23 protein-coding genes and 1 riboswitch are annotated in these 20,252 nt (G+C 25.9%); of the genes, 8 read left to right on the plus strand and 15 right to left on the minus strand.

Annotated features, from left to right (window positions below):
• The 3 genes from EXC48_RS01565 to efp are packed head-to-tail and all read right to left on the minus strand — an operon-like array spanning position 1 to position 1,211.
• Positions 1 to 333 (minus strand): hypothetical protein, encoded by a 333-nt coding sequence (locus EXC48_RS01565; RefSeq protein ID WP_015287116.1) that lies wholly within the window; start codon positions 331 to 333, stop codon positions 1 to 3.
• Between the two features lie 3 nt (positions 334 to 336).
• On the minus strand, positions 337 to 648 hold the full coding sequence (locus EXC48_RS01570) for an MMB_0454 family protein (protein WP_015287117.1): 312 nt from the start codon (positions 646 to 648) through the stop codon (positions 337 to 339).
• The gene (efp, locus tag EXC48_RS01575; protein ID WP_129720510.1) at positions 648 to 1,211 is read right to left on the minus strand and encodes an elongation factor P; all 564 of its coding nucleotides are present in this window, start codon (positions 1,209 to 1,211) and stop codon (positions 648 to 650) included. Before efp ends, EXC48_RS01570 begins: the two co-directional genes overlap by 1 nt.
• A gap of 227 nt (positions 1,212 to 1,438) precedes the next feature.
• Between efp and EXC48_RS01580 the strand changes: the two genes are divergently transcribed.
• From EXC48_RS01580 to EXC48_RS01605, 7 genes are all read left to right on the plus strand, one after another.
• Positions 1,439 to 1,846, plus strand: coding sequence for a hypothetical protein (locus tag EXC48_RS01580; RefSeq protein WP_015287120.1), 408 nt, complete (start codon positions 1,439 to 1,441; stop codon positions 1,844 to 1,846).
• 51 nt (positions 1,847 to 1,897) lie between these two features.
• Positions 1,898 to 2,893: a TMEM164 family acyltransferase gene (locus tag EXC48_RS01585; RefSeq protein ID WP_129720511.1), complete on the plus strand. Its 996-nt coding sequence runs from the start codon at positions 1,898 to 1,900 to the stop codon at positions 2,891 to 2,893.
• Positions 2,894 to 3,060: 167 nt separating this feature from the next.
• Positions 3,061 to 4,302, plus strand: a complete 1,242-nt coding sequence (locus tag EXC48_RS01590) for an ECF transporter S component (RefSeq protein ID WP_129720512.1) — start codon at positions 3,061 to 3,063, stop codon at positions 4,300 to 4,302.
• Between the two features lie 150 nt (positions 4,303 to 4,452).
• Complete coding sequence (locus EXC48_RS01595) at positions 4,453 to 4,623, plus strand: hypothetical protein (RefSeq protein WP_129720513.1); 171 nt, start codon at positions 4,453 to 4,455, stop codon at positions 4,621 to 4,623.
• A 59-nt stretch (positions 4,624 to 4,682) separates the two neighbouring features.
• Positions 4,683 to 4,832 (plus strand): hypothetical protein, encoded by a 150-nt coding sequence (locus EXC48_RS04650; RefSeq protein WP_165035624.1) that lies wholly within the window; start codon positions 4,683 to 4,685, stop codon positions 4,830 to 4,832.
• 40 nt (positions 4,833 to 4,872) lie between these two features.
• A complete protein-coding gene (locus tag EXC48_RS01600; RefSeq protein ID WP_129720514.1) occupies positions 4,873 to 5,319 on the plus strand; it encodes a phosphoheptose isomerase family protein in 447 nt (148 codons plus the stop codon).
• Positions 5,320 to 6,123: 804 nt separating this feature from the next.
• Positions 6,124 to 7,032, plus strand: coding sequence for a type I phosphomannose isomerase catalytic subunit (locus EXC48_RS01605; RefSeq protein ID WP_129720515.1), 909 nt, complete (start codon positions 6,124 to 6,126; stop codon positions 7,030 to 7,032).
• A 58-nt stretch (positions 7,033 to 7,090) separates the two neighbouring features.
• On the opposite strand, the gene EXC48_RS01610 is transcribed toward EXC48_RS01605, so the two are convergent.
• The 8 genes from EXC48_RS01610 to EXC48_RS01645 are packed head-to-tail and all read right to left on the minus strand — an operon-like array spanning position 7,091 to position 13,542.
• Entirely contained in the window at positions 7,091 to 9,025 is a 1,935-nt protein-coding gene (locus EXC48_RS01610; protein WP_129720516.1) for a transketolase-like TK C-terminal-containing protein, read from the minus strand.
• A 4-nt stretch (positions 9,026 to 9,029) separates the two neighbouring features.
• On the minus strand, positions 9,030 to 10,565 hold the full coding sequence (locus tag EXC48_RS01615; protein ID WP_015287127.1) for a PTS sugar transporter subunit IIC: 1,536 nt from the start codon (positions 10,563 to 10,565) through the stop codon (positions 9,030 to 9,032).
• Between the two features lie 22 nt (positions 10,566 to 10,587).
• Positions 10,588 to 10,860, minus strand: coding sequence for a PTS sugar transporter subunit IIB (locus EXC48_RS01620; protein WP_015287128.1), 273 nt, complete (start codon positions 10,858 to 10,860; stop codon positions 10,588 to 10,590).
• Entirely contained in the window at positions 10,860 to 11,306 is a 447-nt protein-coding gene (locus EXC48_RS01625) for a PTS sugar transporter subunit IIA (RefSeq protein WP_129720517.1), read from the minus strand. The genes EXC48_RS01620 and EXC48_RS01625 overlap by 1 nt, the downstream gene beginning before the upstream one ends.
• Before the next feature lie 10 nt (positions 11,307 to 11,316).
• Complete coding sequence (locus EXC48_RS01630; protein WP_129720518.1) at positions 11,317 to 11,622, minus strand: hypothetical protein; 306 nt, start codon at positions 11,620 to 11,622, stop codon at positions 11,317 to 11,319.
• Positions 11,615 to 12,283, minus strand: coding sequence for a hypothetical protein (locus EXC48_RS01635; RefSeq protein WP_129720519.1), 669 nt, complete (start codon positions 12,281 to 12,283; stop codon positions 11,615 to 11,617). The genes EXC48_RS01630 and EXC48_RS01635 overlap by 8 nt, the downstream gene beginning before the upstream one ends.
• Positions 12,276 to 12,905, minus strand: coding sequence for a hypothetical protein (locus EXC48_RS01640; RefSeq protein WP_129720520.1), 630 nt, complete (start codon positions 12,903 to 12,905; stop codon positions 12,276 to 12,278). Before EXC48_RS01640 ends, EXC48_RS01635 begins: the two co-directional genes overlap by 8 nt.
• Positions 12,895 to 13,542, minus strand: a complete 648-nt coding sequence (locus EXC48_RS01645) for a beta/alpha barrel domain-containing protein (RefSeq protein WP_129720521.1) — start codon at positions 13,540 to 13,542, stop codon at positions 12,895 to 12,897. The genes EXC48_RS01640 and EXC48_RS01645 overlap by 11 nt, the downstream gene beginning before the upstream one ends.
• Before the next feature lie 113 nt (positions 13,543 to 13,655).
• Here EXC48_RS01645 and EXC48_RS01650 point away from each other — a divergent pair, with 113 nt between their 5' ends.
• Positions 13,656 to 14,501 carry a MurR/RpiR family transcriptional regulator gene (locus EXC48_RS01650; protein WP_015287134.1) on the plus strand — a complete coding sequence of 282 codons (846 nt, stop codon included), beginning with the start codon at positions 13,656 to 13,658 and terminating at the stop codon, positions 14,499 to 14,501.
• 43 nt (positions 14,502 to 14,544) lie between these two features.
• Here EXC48_RS01650 and EXC48_RS01655 read toward each other — a convergent pair whose 3' ends face one another.
• From EXC48_RS01655 to secA, 4 genes are all read right to left on the minus strand, one after another.
• Positions 14,545 to 15,222 carry a 16S rRNA (uracil(1498)-N(3))-methyltransferase gene (locus tag EXC48_RS01655; protein WP_129720522.1) on the minus strand — a complete coding sequence of 226 codons (678 nt, stop codon included), beginning with the start codon at positions 15,220 to 15,222 and terminating at the stop codon, positions 14,545 to 14,547.
• Positions 15,222 to 16,841 (minus strand): ABC-F family ATP-binding cassette domain-containing protein, encoded by a 1,620-nt coding sequence (locus tag EXC48_RS01660; RefSeq protein WP_129720523.1) that lies wholly within the window; start codon positions 16,839 to 16,841, stop codon positions 15,222 to 15,224. Before EXC48_RS01660 ends, EXC48_RS01655 begins: the two co-directional genes overlap by 1 nt.
• Positions 16,842 to 16,907: 66 nt before the next feature.
• Positions 16,908 to 17,261, minus strand: a complete 354-nt coding sequence (locus EXC48_RS01665; protein ID WP_129720524.1) for a hypothetical protein — start codon at positions 17,259 to 17,261, stop codon at positions 16,908 to 16,910.
• A 112-nt stretch (positions 17,262 to 17,373) separates the two neighbouring features.
• A complete protein-coding gene (secA, locus tag EXC48_RS01670) occupies positions 17,374 to 19,905 on the minus strand; it encodes a preprotein translocase subunit SecA (protein ID WP_129720525.1) in 2,532 nt (843 codons plus the stop codon).
• 182 nt (positions 19,906 to 20,087) lie between these two features.
• Positions 20,088 to 20,252, plus strand: a riboswitch (Lysine riboswitch).

Consider the following 20,252-nt stretch of genomic DNA (forward strand, 5'->3'; position numbering starts at 1 on the left):
TTAATTTTTCTCATAAACCATTAAGATTATTACAATAATTATTACAATTATAAAAACAATAAAACCACCGATAAAGTATCATTTAATTCTTGCTAATTGTTGATCTCTTTTGATTTTTTCAAAAGCTAATTTATTTACTTTTAAGTCTTCATTTTTGATTTCAAAACTTTTTAATTGATTATTAAGACCTTCAAGCATTTTTTGATACTTAATTGTTTTAGCGTTAATTTTTTTGTGCTTTTTTATTTTTTTTATTTCTTCATTAATTTCAGAAATAAAAAGAGATCGTAAAATTGCATAATCATTATGATTCGAAATTATTTTTTTATTCATTTTTTAATAATAATCACATAATGAAACTTGAACATTACATGGTTTTTTATCAATTAATTTTTTAATTTCTTCTTCAATACCAGAAATTAAATATTTTATTACATTGAATGAATTAGTCGCTTCTGAACTCTTTATTTTTATTTCTAGAAAAATTTGTAAATCTGTATGCTTTTCATTAATTAAAATCTTAACTGGTGAATTAAGTTTAAACCTTTTATCTTGTGAGATAAAATACTTAATTACATCTTTAATAGCATCTTCTTTAACTACATAAACTTGATTTGAATGATAAGGTACATTTACTCAATTAGACATTATTTATTATTCTTTCCAACATACTTACCAGTTTCAGTTGAAATTATAATTATATCACCTTCTTTAATAAACATTGGTGTTTCTAGTTCAAAACCAGTTTCTACTGTTACTTTTTTTTGTGGATTTGTTGTTGTATTACCTTTAACAGCATCTGGTGCAGTTGTTACAGTTAGTGAAATATTTGGCGCTAATTCAATATCTAATACTTCATCTTGGAATTTTCTAATTTGTACTTCACTTCCCTCTTTTAAGAAATTTAATTCCCATTGAACTCTATCTACTGAAATTTCAATTTGTTCATATGTTTCTCTATCCATTAATATAATATTTTCACCATCTGAATACAAATAATCCATTTTTCTTTTGTCGATGTGTGCTGGTTTAACCTTATCACCACCTGTGTAAGATTTAATTGTTGTTGCACCTGTTCTAAGGTTTTTTACTTTTGCCTTAACATTAGCCTGACCACGTCCTTGCTTAGAATGTTGAGCTTCTAAAACCACAAATATATCACCATCATCTTGAAATGTAATACCTGGTTTAAATTCATTAACATTTATCATAATCCCTCATTTCTGTTTCTAATTATAATTTTTATATATTTACTATTATACTACAATTGCATAACAAAACTTTTTAATAGACTTCTTGCTTTATATAGATATTTAGCTAATAAAATTTCTTCCCTTTTTAGTTCATCTGAAAATTAAATATATCATTATTTTGTAACAAGAAATTAATACATACAAAATTTATAAAAATAGAATTATGAATAAACAAAGGAGTTCAAATGGAACAAATAAAAATATTTAAAACTTATAAACTAAATGAAAGTCTTAAAAAAGGAATAGAAGGCTATTCTAAGATAAAATGTGAGAAAATAATGCCGATTATTAAAATTTTTGATGATATTTTATTCGGAATAGTTTTTGAAAAGGATGTTAATCCTAGTGTAAAAATTTATCAAAAGGCTCAAAAAGATTACTATTTATATTTTGATAGGTTTTTCCGAATTTCTAATGAAAACTTGATGAAAAATATTATTGAATCAAACGATGAAACTGATGTTGAAAATTTAGGAGACGAAAAAGAATTAGAAATACTTGAAAAAATTAGGAATAGTTTTGAAAGTAAGGAGGAAAACATCAAACTAACATATATTTATAAAAAAACCCTACAAGAAAACGCTAGTCAATAAAATTTTTTTATTTTGAGTAATTTTAATTATAATTTTTTCAAAGGAGAAAAAATGGGATTTTTCCACTGAAGAAGAAATGAAATTGATTTTACTACAGCAAAACCTTTATTTTTTAGCTTCTTTATAATTTCACTTATTGCTATGCTTTTTATGTGAATTTATAAAGAAAGAATTAACAAATATTTTACAAGTGAAAACAAGAAATTTTTGTTTAAAACACTAAATTTGGATCAATTGTTTATTGTAATCGGAATTGTTGCGATATTTTTTAATATTGTTAGATTAATTATTCTTTTAGTGTTAGATTTTCCTTGAAAATCTGAACTAATTCCATTACAATTATGTAGATTTTTCACATACTTTATTCCACTTTTATTTATTTTCAAAAGAGCTAGAAATATTAATTTATTTAGTATTATTGCTATCCTAGGAGCGATTATAGGTTATGCTTTTGCTAATCTTGGACCTAATGAGCAATTTATTAAAGATGATATTATGTATCATAATCTTCAACCGGGATCAATTGAATATCAAAAAGCTGGTTATAATGTTGGATACGATAATTTTATTTACTGAGATTTCATTTTTGCTCATTCTTTTATATTGATTATAACTGTTTTAACACACATTATCTATGGAGAACAAGCAAAAATAACACATTCCGTTTTTATAAAGGGTGGTATTTATATAATATTAATGGCAATTTTGGTATTTTTTGGGAATTGGATTTTAAACACAATCGCAAATAATGCTTCTAATGTTAGAATAAAAATCGCATTAGATGCTAATTGATTTTATTTAGGACAAGTAGGAATCAATGTATTAGGCAGTTTATCAAAATGACCAATATCATTACCAATCTTTATAATTTTTGGGACAATTGCATATATTATTGGATATATCATTTATATTTTATTATCTTGCATAAGCATTTCAATTAATAATTATTATTTACCGAATAAAATAATATTTAGTAGCTTTAAGAAAAAGTTTTGGGAGTTAAAAGCATCATTAAAGGATGTGTGAAAAGTTTGAAGTTTAGGATAATTATAGACCAAAAAAATAAAAAAGCGAAGTTAGACATAAAATAGTACTAAATTCGCTTTTTGAATCGAACAATGCTATTTAAAAGTACTTTTGAAATCATAATTAATTTTTGACTCAAAAATATACTAAAAATTATAATTTATTTTGTTATTTGTTAAAATTCAATTATGAATTTAAATAATATGTATATCGAAAACAAAAAAAGTATTAATTTAGCTTTTATGAATTTTTTTCTAAAATGCACTTCTATCGCACTATTTATCGTATTATTGCTTAATCAAATTAATGTAATAAATCTTTTTAACGTTACACGTATATTTGAAAAAACAGTTTTGTCAATTGTTCTATGACAATTTTATGCTTTACTGTTTTTTGCAACAACTTTTTTTATCATTAAAGAGCGAGAATATTGAAAGAAGATTTTTCATTATTTAGTAATTGAAAATCCGAAGGCATTTAAAAGGATTTTAATTATTTGTTCTCTTTATTTACCAATAGTTGATTTTTATAGAATCGCTTTTATTAATTCGCTATTTATTGAGAATGATTTAATTATTTCGAATTGAAAAGTAGGATTAATAAAAAATAATATAAGATTCTCAATTTATGACATTTCGTTAGCCGGTGTTTTAATGTGCATTTTCTTAATCATAGCAGCTGTAAAAAATTTTACACCACTAAAAATTGTTGGTTTAGATCCTGAATTTATTTTTTATATTATATTTGCTTTTTTCTTTGGAAAATTTAAAGGAGCTTTTTTATCATTTGTGGCCGACTTTTTCAATTTATTATTAGATGGAAAGATTGGATTTTACCATGAAGCCTATGCGATTGTACCAATTGTTATGACCATTTTAATAGGTGCATTTATAGATATGTTTAGGAAGTATAAACGGATTTGAGTTGTCTTGATGGAGTTTTTTTTAATACTAGTGTTTTGTGCTTTAATATATGTGTTTATATTAAATATGAATGACCCAAAAGGTATAAAAATTTCTAAAACATTTGGATTTAGTAGAGTTAGTTTAGGAGTCTTTATTGCTTTATTAGTTATTACATTATCAATATTTGCAATATTTAATGTATTTGTTATTAAATATTTAACAGCAAAAAACAAAGCAAGCAAACAAAGATATTCTTATTTGCTTTTATCTATTTTCTTAGTTGTTTTTGTCATTGTTTTAGCAAGATGAATTTGAGGTCCATTTGCATTTATTCAGTATGCGAATAGATATTTAGGACGAGGTTATGATTTAAGTAATAGATACTTAATTGTTATGGTTCCAATTATTTTAAGATCTGTTATCGCACTTCCAATTTATATTATTATTGTAAATGCTTTAATACCAATTTTGGCATTTTTGAAGAAAACAATTTTAAAAAATGAATATGATCTAACTTACTATTAAAATTTTTAACTAAGCCTTGCAGCTTAGTTTTTTATAATAATAAAAAGGTATATATTAAAATTAATGGTTTTGTTCCATAATGTACATATATTTTTTGATTTTATTTAATGTTAATTTTTATTTTTTATAATTAAATAATAAGGATAAGTGATGAAATTATTTATTAAAAATGATATTAAAACACTATCGTCAACTGAAAAAAAGCTTGTTGAATTTGCTTTAATTAAACCAAAAGAATTTTATAGTTATTCAATAAAACAATTATCTTTTAAAATTAATATATCAATTGGTACAATATCTAAATTAATTAAGAAAAATTAATTAAGAAAATTGGTTTTTCATCATTAAAAGATATGCAATTTTATATTTTTCATAATTATTTGAATTCTAATTTAGTTAATCATACAGAAGATTATGAAAAGAATAGTGATATATTAATAAAATTATTCAATTATTATAAAGAATCTGTTTCTCAAACTGCTTATTTGCTTAGTCTTGATGAAGTTAATGCACTTGTTAATGATATTTAAGATCTAAAGAGTCTATATACGAGGAGCTGGCAGTTCATTTTTGAGTGCTTTTGAACTTGATATAAATCTTCAAAAAATTGGGATAAATTCCAATGCCTTTAAAGACTTCCATTCATTCTTATTAGTTTCAACAGTTCAATATAATGAGCATCAAACAATTATACTTTTTTCAAAATCTTGCGAAACGAAAGAAAGGAAACACCTTATTGATGTTTTTCAGGAACAAAAAATTAATTTTTTCTTGATTACTGCTAATAAATCAATGAGAGAAATTTATCAAAATGTAATTATTTATCAAACACTTGAGCAAAATAAACGATTAGTTTTAATTTCATCAAAAATAAATCAACAGTTTATTTCAGATTTAATATTATTCTTAATTTTTAAATATAAAAGTAATGAACTTGATGCTATATATGATAAAAATCAAAAAATTTTAGATGGTTGAAATAAGCAGAAAATAATTTTTCTAAATTCTATTATTTAATTAGAATTTTTTTCATTGTGTTTTTTAATCTGAAAATAGTTCTATAATTTATTCAAGAACATACAAGAAAGAGAAAAAAGAATATATTTTCTAAAAATACTATAAAATCTTAAAGCAAAAAATTTTTTTATTATTGTCACTAAAAAGCTTAATGTTTAGAGGATAAAAAGTTATAAAACAAGTAATTGAATTGGGATTATTTATTAAAGATAAACATTAAATTTGTCCAGAAAATAAATTTGCATTTCCTTTTGAATGTTCTAAAATAATTTTGGAACGTCTTTTCATTCTTTATTAAGTTAAAAAAACACTGATTGAAAAGAATTTGATAATTCTGAAGTAGAATATGTGCTTTCAATTTTAAATTATAAAGAAGAGAGTCGGAATTAAAATAAAGCAATAATAAAAGCAAAATAATAAGTTTTTAAAATGTATATTTTGAAGAAGAAAAAAGTTAAAAAATTAAAAATAAAATAATGAATTAAAAAATAAATTAAATATTCTTATAGAGGAAATAGTATAGCGTGAATAAGAACAAAAAAGAATAAAGAATTTTTGTTTATTTTTAATTTGATACCGGAATTATTTTATTAATAATTAACATTATTTTAACAATTTTTTGTTCATCAGATTGTGCTAAATATATACTGAACAAAATATTAATTTATATAATTTAAAACTAGATATAGAACAATTTAAAAACTTATAGATGAATTTCGAAATTGGTACAAGTTATTTTGTTTATGGATTATTTACTTTATCTTTATTTATTGGTATTATTTCAATATTTAATAAGGAATTACAATGTCAAATATAATATTTCTAAAGCCCTATTTTAAAAAAACACCATGAGCTAATGAAAACTTAAAAAAGTTATTTAATCTTAAAGAAAACTTTGGAGAAGCTTGATTAATTTCTGCTGTTAACAATTGTGAGTCGATTGTTAAGGATTATGATTTAATTTTAAGTGAATTTATTAAGAAATATCCTAACTTCTTTGCTTTAACTAGACAAGAATCTGAAAATTTTATTTATCCAAATCTTACAAAAATATTAGATGCTAAATATCCTTTAAGTATCCAAGTGCACCCTGATGATAGATATGCTAAACAGTTTAATTCATTAGGCAAAGATGAATGTTGATATGTTTTAAAAACGTCATATGAACCATTTATTTTAGGTTCTAAAACCCTAGATATCAATATTATTAAAAACACTATTAATACAGACCGAATTGAGCAATATTTAAATAAGATAAAGCTAAATGAGGGCGATTTTGTCTATATTGAAGCTGGCTTAATTCACGGAATACCTTCTGAAACTATGGTTTATGAATTACAACAATCTAGTGATATTACTTATCGTTTATACGATTATCAAAGATTAGATAAAAACGGAAATAAAAGGCCAATTCACATTAAAGAGTCATTAGATACGATGAAATTAGATCTTAAACCAACTATTCAAAAATCGCTTAGTGAGAATAATTTTTATCAAACTAAATTATTTAATTTAACTAAAGTTGAACTTAATAATAATCAAAGAATAATTGATACTAATTTAGCAAAACATTGTATTGAAGTGGTGATAATTGAAGGTGAAGGTTTTATAGATGATAGACCTATTAAAAAATCAGATGTTTTATTGATTTCAAAAGAAGCAGGAAAAGTTTGTATAAAAGGTAAACTAAAACTATTTCTAAATTTTGTTTAATATACATAATTAAAAAACCCGCAGCAAATAGCGTGCGGATTTTTAATATTTTTATAAATTATTTAATTAAATCTTTAACTTTTTCAACAATTAATTTTTCATCAAAACCATTTAATTTATAAACAAAATCACCAGGAGCTGAATGCCCGAATTCTTTTGAAAGTTGTGCATCAAATTTTGAATATTTTGATAATTTAAATCATAATGGATCGTTAGAAGCTTCGATTGCAAAAAGAGGTTGCTGATCTAGTTTAAGTTCTTTAATTAGTTTTGAGTCTTCTAGTAATAGTTGTAAACAAGGCACAGAAATAACGTTAGCATTAATATTTTGTTCTTGCAATATTTTTGAAACATTATATGCTAAATGAACTTCTGAACCTGATGCTAATAATGTGATTTTAGCATCTTGGTATTCTTTAATAAAATATGCAGCTTTAAATTCATTAGGTTGAATATTAAATGATTTAACTTCTTGTCTACATGTGATAATTGCACTTGGTGTTTTTTGGTTGTTCAATGCATATTTAAATGAATTTAATACTTCACTTTCATCGCATGGACGAAATACTAAATAATTAGGAATTGAACGTAAACTTGTTAATTGTTCAACCGGTTGGTGAGTTGGTCCATCACCTCCAACTTGATATGAATCATGACTAAATACAGAAAGTGCCGGGATTTCCATTAATGCACCTAATCTTAAAGCAGCTTTAGCATAATCTGAAAACACTAAGAATGTTGAGCCAACAGTTTTAAGGTTTGAATGTAAATAAATACCATTATTTATAGCTGACATAGAGAATTCTCTAATACCGTACTTAATATTTTTTTGGTCTTTAAATCCTACTTTTGTAGCAGCTTGTAAATCAGCTGAACCACCCACAAAGGTGTCATATTTAGAATCTAAATATGACATTATTTCACCTACATAGTTTCTAGTTGCTACATTGCTTTGTTTAAATTCAAAATTATCAAAATTGTATTGCACTTCATTGTTTATAAGTCTTTCCAATTTATTAGTTAACTCAGGAAATTCAGCTTTGTATTTTTCAAATAATTTTAGTCATTTTTTATATGCATTGTTTTTAGAAACTAATAGTGATTTACCATACTCATATGCCTCTGAAGCGTAGTTAAAAGGTTCTGTCTCATTAAGTCCTAATGATTTTTTGTAAGTAATTGTATCTTCTGGGCTCAATACACCATTATGACCTTTTGGTGTGTTTGCGACCTTAGTACCAAAAGCAATTGTGGTTGGAACTTGAATATAAGTTGGACCACTTAATTTCTTAGTTTTTTCAAGTGCTTTAATGATTTCTTCTGGTTCATTTGATTTTAGAATCATTACATTAAATTTTTGCGCTTTGAAAAATTGTTTAAAGTCAACATCATTAACTTCTGATGAAGAACTATCAATTTGCATATTATTAAAGTCATGAACAATAACTAGATTATCTAATTTTTGAGTACCTGCTAATTGAATAGCTTCAAGGGCAACTCCTTCTTGAAGATCTCCATCACCACATAAAACATATATTTGGTGGTTAAATATTTCGAATTTTTCACGATTGAATTTGTTTTTTAAGTATCTCAAACTTCATGCCATACCAGTAGCCATTGCTATACCTTGACCCAATGGCCCAGTTGATGCATCAATGTATGCTAGTTTATCGATTTCGGGGTGTGATGGTGTTTTTGATTCGAAAACCTTATGATTTTTAATATCTTCGTGATTTAAAATACCAAGTAAATGATAAATTGAATAAAGCCCCATTGAACCGTGACCTGCTGATAACACAAAACGATCACGGTTAATTCACTTAGGATTTAATGTGCTAAAATTAACTGTTTTTCCAATAAGTGAATAAAATATTTCAGCGGCTCCTAATGACATACCAATATGCCCTTGTTTTGCGTTATTAATACTATCAAGTGCAATAGCGCGCATTGTTGAAATAAATTTTTTTGTTTCGTTTGTTGATTTTTTTTCCATAATTTTAACTCTCAGTTGTTACTTTTTTTCTTTTGTCAAAGACAAACTTTTTAAGTAGTCCATCAATAACTAATGCAAAGTATGCAAATAAAATTACTACTAGTGCTACTCATTTTCCTGCTTTTGGAATTAATCCTAAAATTCCTGGAATATAACCAATAAAGTAATCAGTATCTCCTCAGTTTAATGTGACAAGGTTTGTATTTCCATTTTTTCCATGTTGTAGAATTAATTTTCCAAGTTCATTAGTATCGGTTGGAGCTCAATTTCCTAAAACGAAGAAAACAGGAATAAATGTTATTATTAATCCACCAACAAATGGTCCAACAATAGCACCTCATACACCACCTTTAGCATTACCAAATACCCCAGCTGTTGCACCTAAAAAGAAGTGTGGAACTAGCCCTGGTAAAATAACTGCCGGAATCACTGCTGCTTTACCTAATCCAATTGTAATAAGCATTCCTAATATACCAGCTATAAATGATGATATAAATCCAATTATAACAGCATTTGGCGCATACGGAAATACAACTGGACAATCAACTGCTGCTTTGGAATTTTTAATTAGTTTATCACTAATTCCTTTGTACATCGGAACTAATTCACCAACAAATAATCTAACTCCAGAAAGAATAATTTCTACTCCAGCTGTAAAGGTAAATGCTTGAACAATCATTGTGACAACTCAATTGCCATTTTCGAGAATTTCAAAGGCATCTTTATGTGATTGTTTAGTAATTTTTCCAATTTCATATAAAATTCCACCCGGTAAAAACGCAGCTAGATAGAATATAAATACAGTAATCGAAATTGAAACTAATGTATTTCTGAAAAAGTAAAGTGATTGGGGGAATTTAATTTCTTCTGTAGATAAAACTTTACCTTTTTTAAGTTTATAAATTCCTTCACCGATTAAACCAGAAAGTGCATATCCGAACCCACCTGTATGTCCAAGTCCAATTTCATCATTTCCAATTATTATTTTCATATATCTTTGTTGTACGCTTGGTGAAATAACCATATATATAGATAAAACACCAGCCCCAGCAATTAATGCAAGTATAAAGTCTGGAACACTATTTTGGAAGTCAAATCCAACAACATACATTACAGCCGCTAACATTAATGAGCTATAATATAGAACATGCCCAGATAAATACACGTATTTAAATCTTGATGTTAATGCCAAAATTATATTCATTAACATACCGACCAACATAATTATGCTACCTAATGATGCTATTGTAGGTAACGCAGCTGATAATGCTCCTGCAAATGCATCATTATTTGGAATTATACCGTTTAAGCCATACACAGCTTGAAATACAGGCTGGAATTTAGTTAATGATCCAACTAAAACACCAGCCCCTCCACCTAAGATTATAAAACCAACTATAACCTTAAATGTACTAATTATAACTTGTGAAGCTTTTTTTCTTAAAACTAATGCACCAATCATAGTGAATATTCCAACTAAGATTGCCGGTGTCCCTACAAAAGCTTTAAGAAAACCAAGTATTCAAAGTAAGAAAGCCATATTTTCCTTTCTAATTTAAAATCTATAATTTAAATAATTCTTTAAATTTTGATTCTAATTCATCTTTTGATAAGATATTTTTTAATATAATCATTTTTTCTTGCGGAAAGTCTAGAACAGGGGCAACATCAGCTCCAACAACAACATAATCAACACCATTTTTTGTAAATGATGATATGTTAGTGTGTTCAACTGAATCATAATCAACACCAAGTTTATCAAGAACGGTTTTAACATTCATTTCTAATAATAAACTTGATCCAAGACCTGAACCACATACACATTTTATATTCATTATTTCACCTCGTAATTAGATATTAATTCAATAAATTCATGGAGACTTTTGATATTTAAAACTTTTTGTTTAAAATCCTGATTCATAAAGTAATCTCCAAATTCCTTTATAAAGTCAAAATGGGATATGTTATCTGGCGCAGAAAGAGTAATTATTATTTTAGCCATTTTTTCTGGTTGGTTATTAAAAACAATTTCGTCTTTTAAGATTAACGTACTAGTAGCAGCTTCAAGACAATGACCACCAGCTGGCGCATGAACCAAAGCAATACCTTTTTCTAAGACATAGTATGCTCCAAATTCTTTAGTTACTTCAAGAATTTTTTCTTCAAGTTCAAAAGTGGCTTTATTATTGTTAACTAATAATTCTACACCTTTATGAATCGCTTCTTTTCAATCTATTTTTTCATCTATTCATTCTAACATTTGAGTATTAAATAATTTCATTTGGTCTCCTTTAATTAAAATGTTTTATAAATGCTAAAACAAAAAATAATACAAAAAACAATAATAGCATTATAATAAATGCGAAAAATACGATTTTTCCACCGATAGATGATGTTTTAGTTTCGACTTCTTTTGGCACTGGTAATGATTTAATATAAAAAAACTTATTAGGGTTTTTCGCTATAATCAAAGATTCTTTTTCTTTTTGTTCATATAATTCATTTAATTCTTGTTCTGATAATTTATTTAAATATTTTTCATCCAAGTTATATTTATGAATTAAATGTTCTTTAAGCTCAATAATATTTTTACTCATTTGAACCTCAATTTTTAAATCATTTAGCTAAAAAAGCAATAATTTCAACATAAAATGCTAAATACTTATAGAAAAAACTAAATTTTTTATATTTTAAATAACTTAAAATCAACGCTAAGTGTTGATCATGGAATTTTTCTATAAAGTAATTTTTACTAAGAATGTAAGCATTTGCTAAAAATTTATAATAAAATATAAATTCAATAGCAATCATTAAAATAAAAAAGATACAAAGACTTAATGAAATAAAATATCAATTAAATATTAAAAATATCCATGATAAAGTAATTGACAAAGTAATTAAATATTTAAAAATTGTTCCAATTAATTTATGCTTTTTAGTCAGTAATTCATTAAAAAATTTTATATAAATCATATTTACAACTGCATAAATATTTTCGCTTAAAAAATCTTTTTGAATACTTATATATTTTTTTTTGGTATTAATGTGGTCAATAAATCAATTTTTATTTAACTTGATTATAAAATTATTTTGATATTTTTGTTCTAAGGAATTTTTTAAAATATTTATAGGTTTTTGATTGCATCTTAAATTAAATTTAGAGTATTTAATATTTAGATTAATTCGATAGATAAAATGCACAAAGAGTTGAGCTAATAATATTGAACAAATCAAGAAAATACCTCATATATTAAACATTAGTTTTATTTTTCATTAAATTATTATTTAAGAAAAACTCGCTTATATTTTTGATATTCAAAATAGCGTTTTTTTGCGTTTTGATTTCTTGATCTATTTGTTCAATGTTTAGAACTCGATAACTTGTTTTATTTATTAATTTATTGTCCTTATTTTTTTCATCTATTAAGATGATGATTTCAAAAGGTTCATTAAACTTTTTTTGCATATATTTTTCAATTTCACTTAATCATTTTGTATTATAAAAATTGCTTTTTATTTTTTGATTTGGTTTAATCAAAGTAATGCTATCAAAATTAATTTCAATTGTATATTGTTCAAAGGTGGTTATTAAATTAGTTACTATAAATATTTTTTCATTTGTTACAATAATGCCATTTAGAACAGAAAAACCTTGTTTTGCGAATTTGTTTTTAACTAAAATATTGCTTAAAATAACGCTATCATTCATTGAACTTAGAATAAATAACTTGTCTTCTGTTTTTTTAGTTGTATATCTATTTTGATTTGTTTCACTTGGACTTTTTTTGGTTATATATTCATAGATTCTTCAACCTAGAACTACCAAAAGTATAATTCCTAATATACCAGCTAAAGTATAAAGCGCAATATTAAGAATCATATTTTTCCTTTCATCAACATAAAAATTCCTTAATAGTTTCAAATGAAAAGATAATTGAGCCACCGACAGCGACATCGATATTATTTTTATAAAATTCCATTGAGTTATAATATCTTAAGCCACCATCAGAATAAATTTTAATATTTGGGTTAATTTTTTTTATTGTCTTTACTTTTTTAAATAAATTATTATTTAGCATTTGACCAGTTCCGCCAATTTTATCAATTGTCATTAAGAGGATTTTGGCAGAACATTGTATTATTTGTTTAAAATCTTCTGGATTATTTTCAGTTTCAAGCATAACCCCAAAGTAAATATCTGGATAATTTTTAGCAATGTTCATAAATTCAATATGATTAATTTCATTAGCTGGTAAAAATATTGTTTTAAAACCTAATTCAATAAGTTTTTTAATAATTCTAGTCGGATTTTTAACCATTAAATGTGCATCAAAATTAACATTTTGATATCTTTTTATTAGATAACTAGCTGCTTCAAACGAAAAACCGAAGTTTTTAGTGTAAAATGAATCCATAAAATCAATATGAATGTATTCTAAACCATTTTCAACCAGTTGGTCAATGGTCTTTAAAGATTCAAAACAATTTAATGCACAAACGCTTTGTGAATATTTCATAAACTTCCTTTCAATTATCCTATTAAATTATATTACATTTTTATATTACTTTTGAAAGAAAGCAAACTTTATTTTGAAAGTTTTTTACAATAAAGTATTATAATATATTCCAAATGGCTAGAAAAATATTATCACACATAAGTTCACTAACAAATGTTGAAACTAAAATATTTAATTTTGTTAATAATTATAAAAACAAAGAGTTTAATTTAACACAAAGTGAATTATCAAAAATTACATTATGTTCAGAAGCTTCAATTAGTAGATTTGCTAAAAAATATGGATTTGATAATTATCGTTTATTTGCATTTTTTATTAATAATAGATTAAAAGAAATAGATATTTTTGATAATGATCTAGAAAAATATCTTAAAAACGAAAAAAACCTTTTAGATATTTACCGTAGTCAAAAATATGCAATCGATAATGCGTTCCAAAAAGAAAATATTCATAAAATGAAAAAAGTTTCAAAATTCATCAATAATGCAAAGAGAGTTTTATTGTTCGGGCTTGGTTCTAGTGGGCGGATTATCGCTGAACTTGCTGCTAATCTTAAAAAAATAGGTATTGATGCTATATTTGAGTCTGATTTTCATACTATGTGTCCATTATTGGGGACATTAGAAAAAGATGATGTTATTATTTGCTTAACAAAAGAATTAAGGAATTTAGAAATCCTTTTTGCTTTAAATAAAGCAAAAGAATATCAAGTGAAAACAGTTGTGATAACTTCAAATAATGAAAATGTTTTATGTGATTTAATTGATATTAAATTCTTATATCGTAGAGTTACAGACGTTAATAAATTAGTGCCAATTGGTTCAAAAATATCACATTTAGTTTTATTAGATTATTTATTTGAATATATTGCTAACTCTAACCCAATTTATCAAAAAAAATTAGCAAAGGCTTATAAGGTTCTTAATGATTGACCTTTATTTTTAAAAAATAATATATAAAAACAACATTTTTAAATCTAATATAAAAGATTTGAAAATGTTGTTAATTTTTTATTTTGCTCATCATATAAATTGCAGCAGTTTCTGCCCTTAAAATTCTTTTGCCAAGACTAACAGGCTTAGCGCCTAATTTAATTGCCTTAAAAACTTCATCTTCAGAAAACCCTCCCTCTGGACCTACTAAAAATAAAGTATTTACTGTAATATCGTTTGGTATTAAATTATTACAATTTTCTTTTTCATGAGCAATGAATATTTGATAATTATTTAGTTTCAATATGTCTTCAAATTTAGTTAATGGACCAAGTTCTGGAATTTTGTTTCTAAATGATTGTTCAGCAGCATTTTGAATAATAGTTTTAAAGCGTTCTAATTTCTTTTGAAATTTATCAAATTTATATAATTCACCATTAGTATAATTGGTTATCATTGGAATTATTTTACTTGCACCTAATTCAACTAGTTTTTGCAAAGCTCATTCAAAGCGCTCATATTTTATTAACGAAACTCCTACCACAACCTCAAAATCAAATTCGTGATTTTCATTGATTTCTTCAATAACTTTTGCCCTATTGTATTCTAAAATACATTTGTAAAATTTTTCTTGATAAATGCAAATGAAAGGATCAGAATTAATCCTTATTACATTTAAATGCTTTAATGTTTTTGCATCTAAAATAAAATAATCCTCATCCTTTTGATTAACAAAAAATCTATTCATTATTCATCCAACATAATTTGTTCATATTCTTCTAATGTTCCTCTGAAAATAAAACTTTTCTCAGGGGATTGAAGCTCTAAAATAACATTAGCACATTGATTCACAAACGCTCTATTATATGTTGTAAAAATAGCACCACCTTTATAATTATTAACCCCTTCAATAACTGAGTCAATACTTTCAGTATCTAAGTGATCAAGCGGTTGGTCTAATATTAAGAAATTTGATTCAAGAAGCATCATTCTCGAAAACATTAATCTAGCCTTTTCGCCTCCACTAGTTACATTTACCTTTTTAAATACAGAATCATTACTAAATAACATTCTTCCTAAAAATCCGCGCATTCTTGCATCATCATTTTCTTGATTTACTTTTTCTTTATTTTCTAATGGTCATTTAGATATTCATTCGAGAATGGTTTCATCTGTTTCGAAAAACTTAGAATTATCATTTGGAAAGTAACTTGGCGTAATTGTTTGTCCTCATTCTATAGTACCTGAAGTTGGTTTTTTAATTCCGTATAAACATTCAAGAAGTCTTGTTTTAGCAATATCATCCTCACCAACTATTACCATTTTTTCACCAGGTTTTAATGAAAATGAAATGTTTTGAAATAGCACATCACCATTTTCGTTTTTGTATGTTAAGTTTTCGACATTAAGAATTTGCTTTCCATGATCACGATTCATATCTCATCTAATAAAAGGATATTTTCTATTTGAAGGTTTAATTTCATCGAGCGTAATTTTTTCAAGAGCTTTTTTTCTACTTGTGGCCTGTTTTGATTTAGATGCATTTGCACTAAAACGAGCAATAAACTCTTTCAATTTCTCCATTTGTGCTTCTTTTTTAACATTTGATTGTTTCATTAATTCTCTAGCTAGTTCAGAAGATTGTTTTCAAAATGAATAATTTCCTGTATAGATTTTTGCCTCATTATAGTCAATGTCAATAGTATGTGTACAAATAGCATCAAGAAAATCACTATCATGGCTTACAACAATAACAACATTTTGATAGTCAATTAAAAAATTTTCAAGTCATCTAATTGAGCGAAGATCTAAATGGTTTGTTGGCTCATCCATAATTAAAATATCAGGATTTCCAAAAAGTGCTTTTGCTAAAAGGACCTTTATTTTTTGATTAGCTGTTAATTCGCTCATTTTAGAATTTCATTTTGCTTTTGGAATGGAAAGATTACTCAATAATTCTTGAGCATCATTTTCAGCTGTTCATCCGCCAAGATCCCCGAATTTTTCCTCCAATTCACCGGCTCTTGTATAGTCATCCATTGTAGCTTCAGGATTCGCATATATAGCATTTTTTTCTTGCATTACTTGGAATAAATCAGTATTTCCCATAATTACTACATCTGTTACATTATGTTCATCAAAAGCATTATGATCTTGACTTAAAACAGAAATACGTTTATTTTTTTCTTTAATAATTTGCCCAGAGGTAGGTTCGATTTGACCAGAAATTATTTTTAAGAATGTTGATTTTCCGGCTCCATTTGCACCAATAACTCCATATGTGTTACCCTCTATAAATTTTAAATTTACTCCTTCAAATAATTTTTTATCACTAAAAATTTTGCTAAGATTTTGAACTTCTAACATGATAACTCCTTTCTTATATAAGTATTATTTATCTAAAATAAAGAACCATAGTTCTGATATGGTTCTTTAAGATTTCATTAAATCTTTAAAAAAGTTTCAATATTCAACAGAAAGTTCAACTAAGCTTAAATATTTTGGCTCATTAGACATTAATTTAGTTTCTATTTTTATCGATTTTTGAACTTCTGGTTTAAATGTTTTTTCATGAGACATTATGTTGGTTTCTTTTATTGGTTTATTAATTGTTTTTTGTTCAGTTTTGCATGACTTTTTAAAATTAATTTCACTATTTTCTAAAAAATCATTTTCAATATTTAAATTTTTGCCAAGAAATCTTTTGTATCTTAATCCTTCTTTTTTAGGATCAATTTCATCATTGTGATGTCTTAAAATTCTAGTGTTATTCTTATTTTTTCTCATAATGCTCCTAAAATGTATTTATATTTATATATTATATTATTTTATTTATTATGTTTTTAAAATTAAAAGTGGTAAATTAACAAGAAGTAAAGTTAAAAATATTATACATAAGTTATATTGCTTTTTGTTCTAATTCTGTTTCTTCTTGAATTTCCTGTAATCTTCTTTTTACAGCTAAATAGTGTTCAATAAGTTGCTTTTCTTGTTCTTCAATGCTAAGATGAGGATCTAGAACTCAATTAATTTGGATTTGTTCAAAAATTGGGTCATTTCTCATTTCTTTTGTAATCAATGATTTTTTTCCTCTACGATCTTTGAATACTTTAATCAAAACATCATAAGCTATATCATCAAGCATTGATTCAAAAAGTTTTGTACCCTCTTGAGTATATACTTGATACGGATTTTTTTGAGAATATTGAACTAAATTAACATTTGAACGAAGTTTATCCATTCTATTAATTTGAATTTGTCACTTATTATCAAGAACGCTTAAAATTGTAGATTTTTCAAAATAAGCAACTTCATATTGATCAGAGTTATTATGTGCATTCTTGGTTCATTCTTCATAAAGTGATAAGATAATATTTGCAATATATTCAGGCAAATCATTTTCATGAACCTTTACGATTTCATCTATATCAAATTTAAATGAAACTAGTTTACCGATGTTTTCATTTAAAAAATCAATTAGCGCATTATAATTATAATTACTATGTAAATAATACTCACCATTTTTAACAATAGATCTAGCAGCTGACATAAACATTCTTTTCAAAATAAAATCAACATCATTTGAAGTTAAAATTAAGTCTCTTTGTGCATAAATTAAATCACGTTGTTGTCTAATAACATCATCATAATTTAAAACTGATTTACGAGAATCATAATTGAATCCTTCAATTTTCTTTTGAGCATGATTGAATTGAAGTCTTAGAGTTTTGCTAGTAATTTCTTTTCCTTTTGAATCAGAATACGCTTCTTTAAAAGTTTCATATGAAGCAAATCTTCTAATTAATTGATCATCAAGTGAAATGAAAAACTTACTTGTTCCAACATCACCTTGACGTCCTGAACGACCACGAAGCTGGTTATCAATTCTTCTTGATTCAGCTTTATCAGTTCCTAAAACATAAAGTCCGCCTAATTCGATTGCTTCTTTGGTTGGTTTTATATCCGTTCCTCTACCTGCCATATTAGTGGCGATGGTAACTGATTTAGGGAGTCCTGCTTGAGATATTATTTCTGCTTCTGAAGCATTTTGCTTTGCATTTAAAACGGTGTGAGGGATACCTTTTTTAAGTAACAATTTATGTGCAATTTCTGAATCTTCAATTTGCGATGTTCCAACTAAAACTGGTTGTCCTTTTTCATATAATTCGGCAATTTTATTAACAACAGCGTTTCATTTGTCTTCTGCACAAGCAAAAATAGCATCAGGTTCATCAACTCTAACTGTTGGTCTATTTGTTGGCACTACATTAACACGCATATTATAAATGTCTATGAACTCTTGCTCTTCTGTTTTACCTGTCCCTGTCATTCCACAAAGTTTTTTGAACATCCTAAAAAAGTTTTGATAGGTAATGGTTGCTAGAGTTTTAGTTTCTGGTTCAATTTCAATTCCTTCTTTTGCTTGAATTGCTTGTTGAAGTCCTTCTGAATAACTACGACCATCCATAATACGACCAGTAAATGAATCAACAAGTTCAATTTTTCCATCTCTAACAATGTATTCAACATCAATTTTCATTATTTTATGTGCACGAAGTGCATTTTGAATTAAATGAATTCATTCACTATTTTCAATATTGTAAATATTTTTGGTTTGGAATCATTCATTAGCACGTTGAATTCCTGAATGAGTTAAAGCTATTGCTTTTGATTCTTCATCAATTATGTAGTCAGTATGCGCTAGGGTTCTAACAAATTGATCGGCAGCTATGTATGAAATACCATCTTCTTGATCTCCTCCAGAAATTATTAATGGCGTCTTAGCTTCATCAATTAAGATTGAATCAACTTCATCAATTAAACAAAAATTAAGACCTCTTTGAACTTTTTCATCTTTTGTTCTAACCATATTATCCCTAAGATAATCAAAACCAAGTTCTGAATGAACTGAATAAGTAATGTCACAAGCATAAGCTTCGCGTTTTGAATCAGGATCTAACTGAGCTTTATTAATTCCGACGCTTAGACCAAGAAAGTTAAAAACCTCACCCATTTCAATAGCGTCACGTTCAGTTAAATATTCATTAACAGTAGAAACAATTGCTCCTTTTCCTTCTAATGCATTTAAATAAACTGGTGCAATAGAAGTAATAGTTTTACCTTCACCAGTTTTCATTTCAGCAACAGAACCAAGATCTAATAATAAACCACCCAACATTTGCACATCGTATGGACGTTTTCCAAGGATTCTCTTAGTAGCTTCACGAGCGACAGCGAAAACATCTTCACGAATATCTTCAAGAGTATTCCCCTCTGCCAAAAGTTTCTTAAAAAATTCAGTTTTAGATCTTAATTCCTCATCTGAAAATTTAGAAACAATTTTTTCTAAGCTATTAATTTTTTTTAAAGCCCTTTCAGCAACCCGCATTTCAGTTGTCTTAAAATCAAAGAAATTAGCTATATTTTTCATATTAAAATTATATATTAAAATTATTTTTGCATTATTTTTTTATGTTATAATTTTGCTATGAAAAATTCACAAAGAATGATTAATATTAATATGTACGCGACTATTATTTTTAATAATCGCACCATTTAATATTAATCTGTTGTGTGGTTCATAACAGATTGAAAAAAGAAATCTGTTATGAAAGATACTATAGAGGAGCCTTTAGCATAAGTAAATATTTTAGCAGGCATGCGTAGAATATTGAAAGGGTATAAAGGCCGAAGTACTTAAGACGGCGGTTTTAAGTATTGGTAGAAAATCATAAAAGATTTCTACTCTTTGGTTTTTCCATTGGTACTATAGATTTA

This window comes from Mycoplasmopsis cynos, from assembly GCF_900660545.1.
In the GTDB taxonomy this organism is placed as follows: Bacteria; Bacillota_I; Bacilli_A; order Mycoplasmatales; family Metamycoplasmataceae; genus Mycoplasmopsis; species Mycoplasmopsis cynos.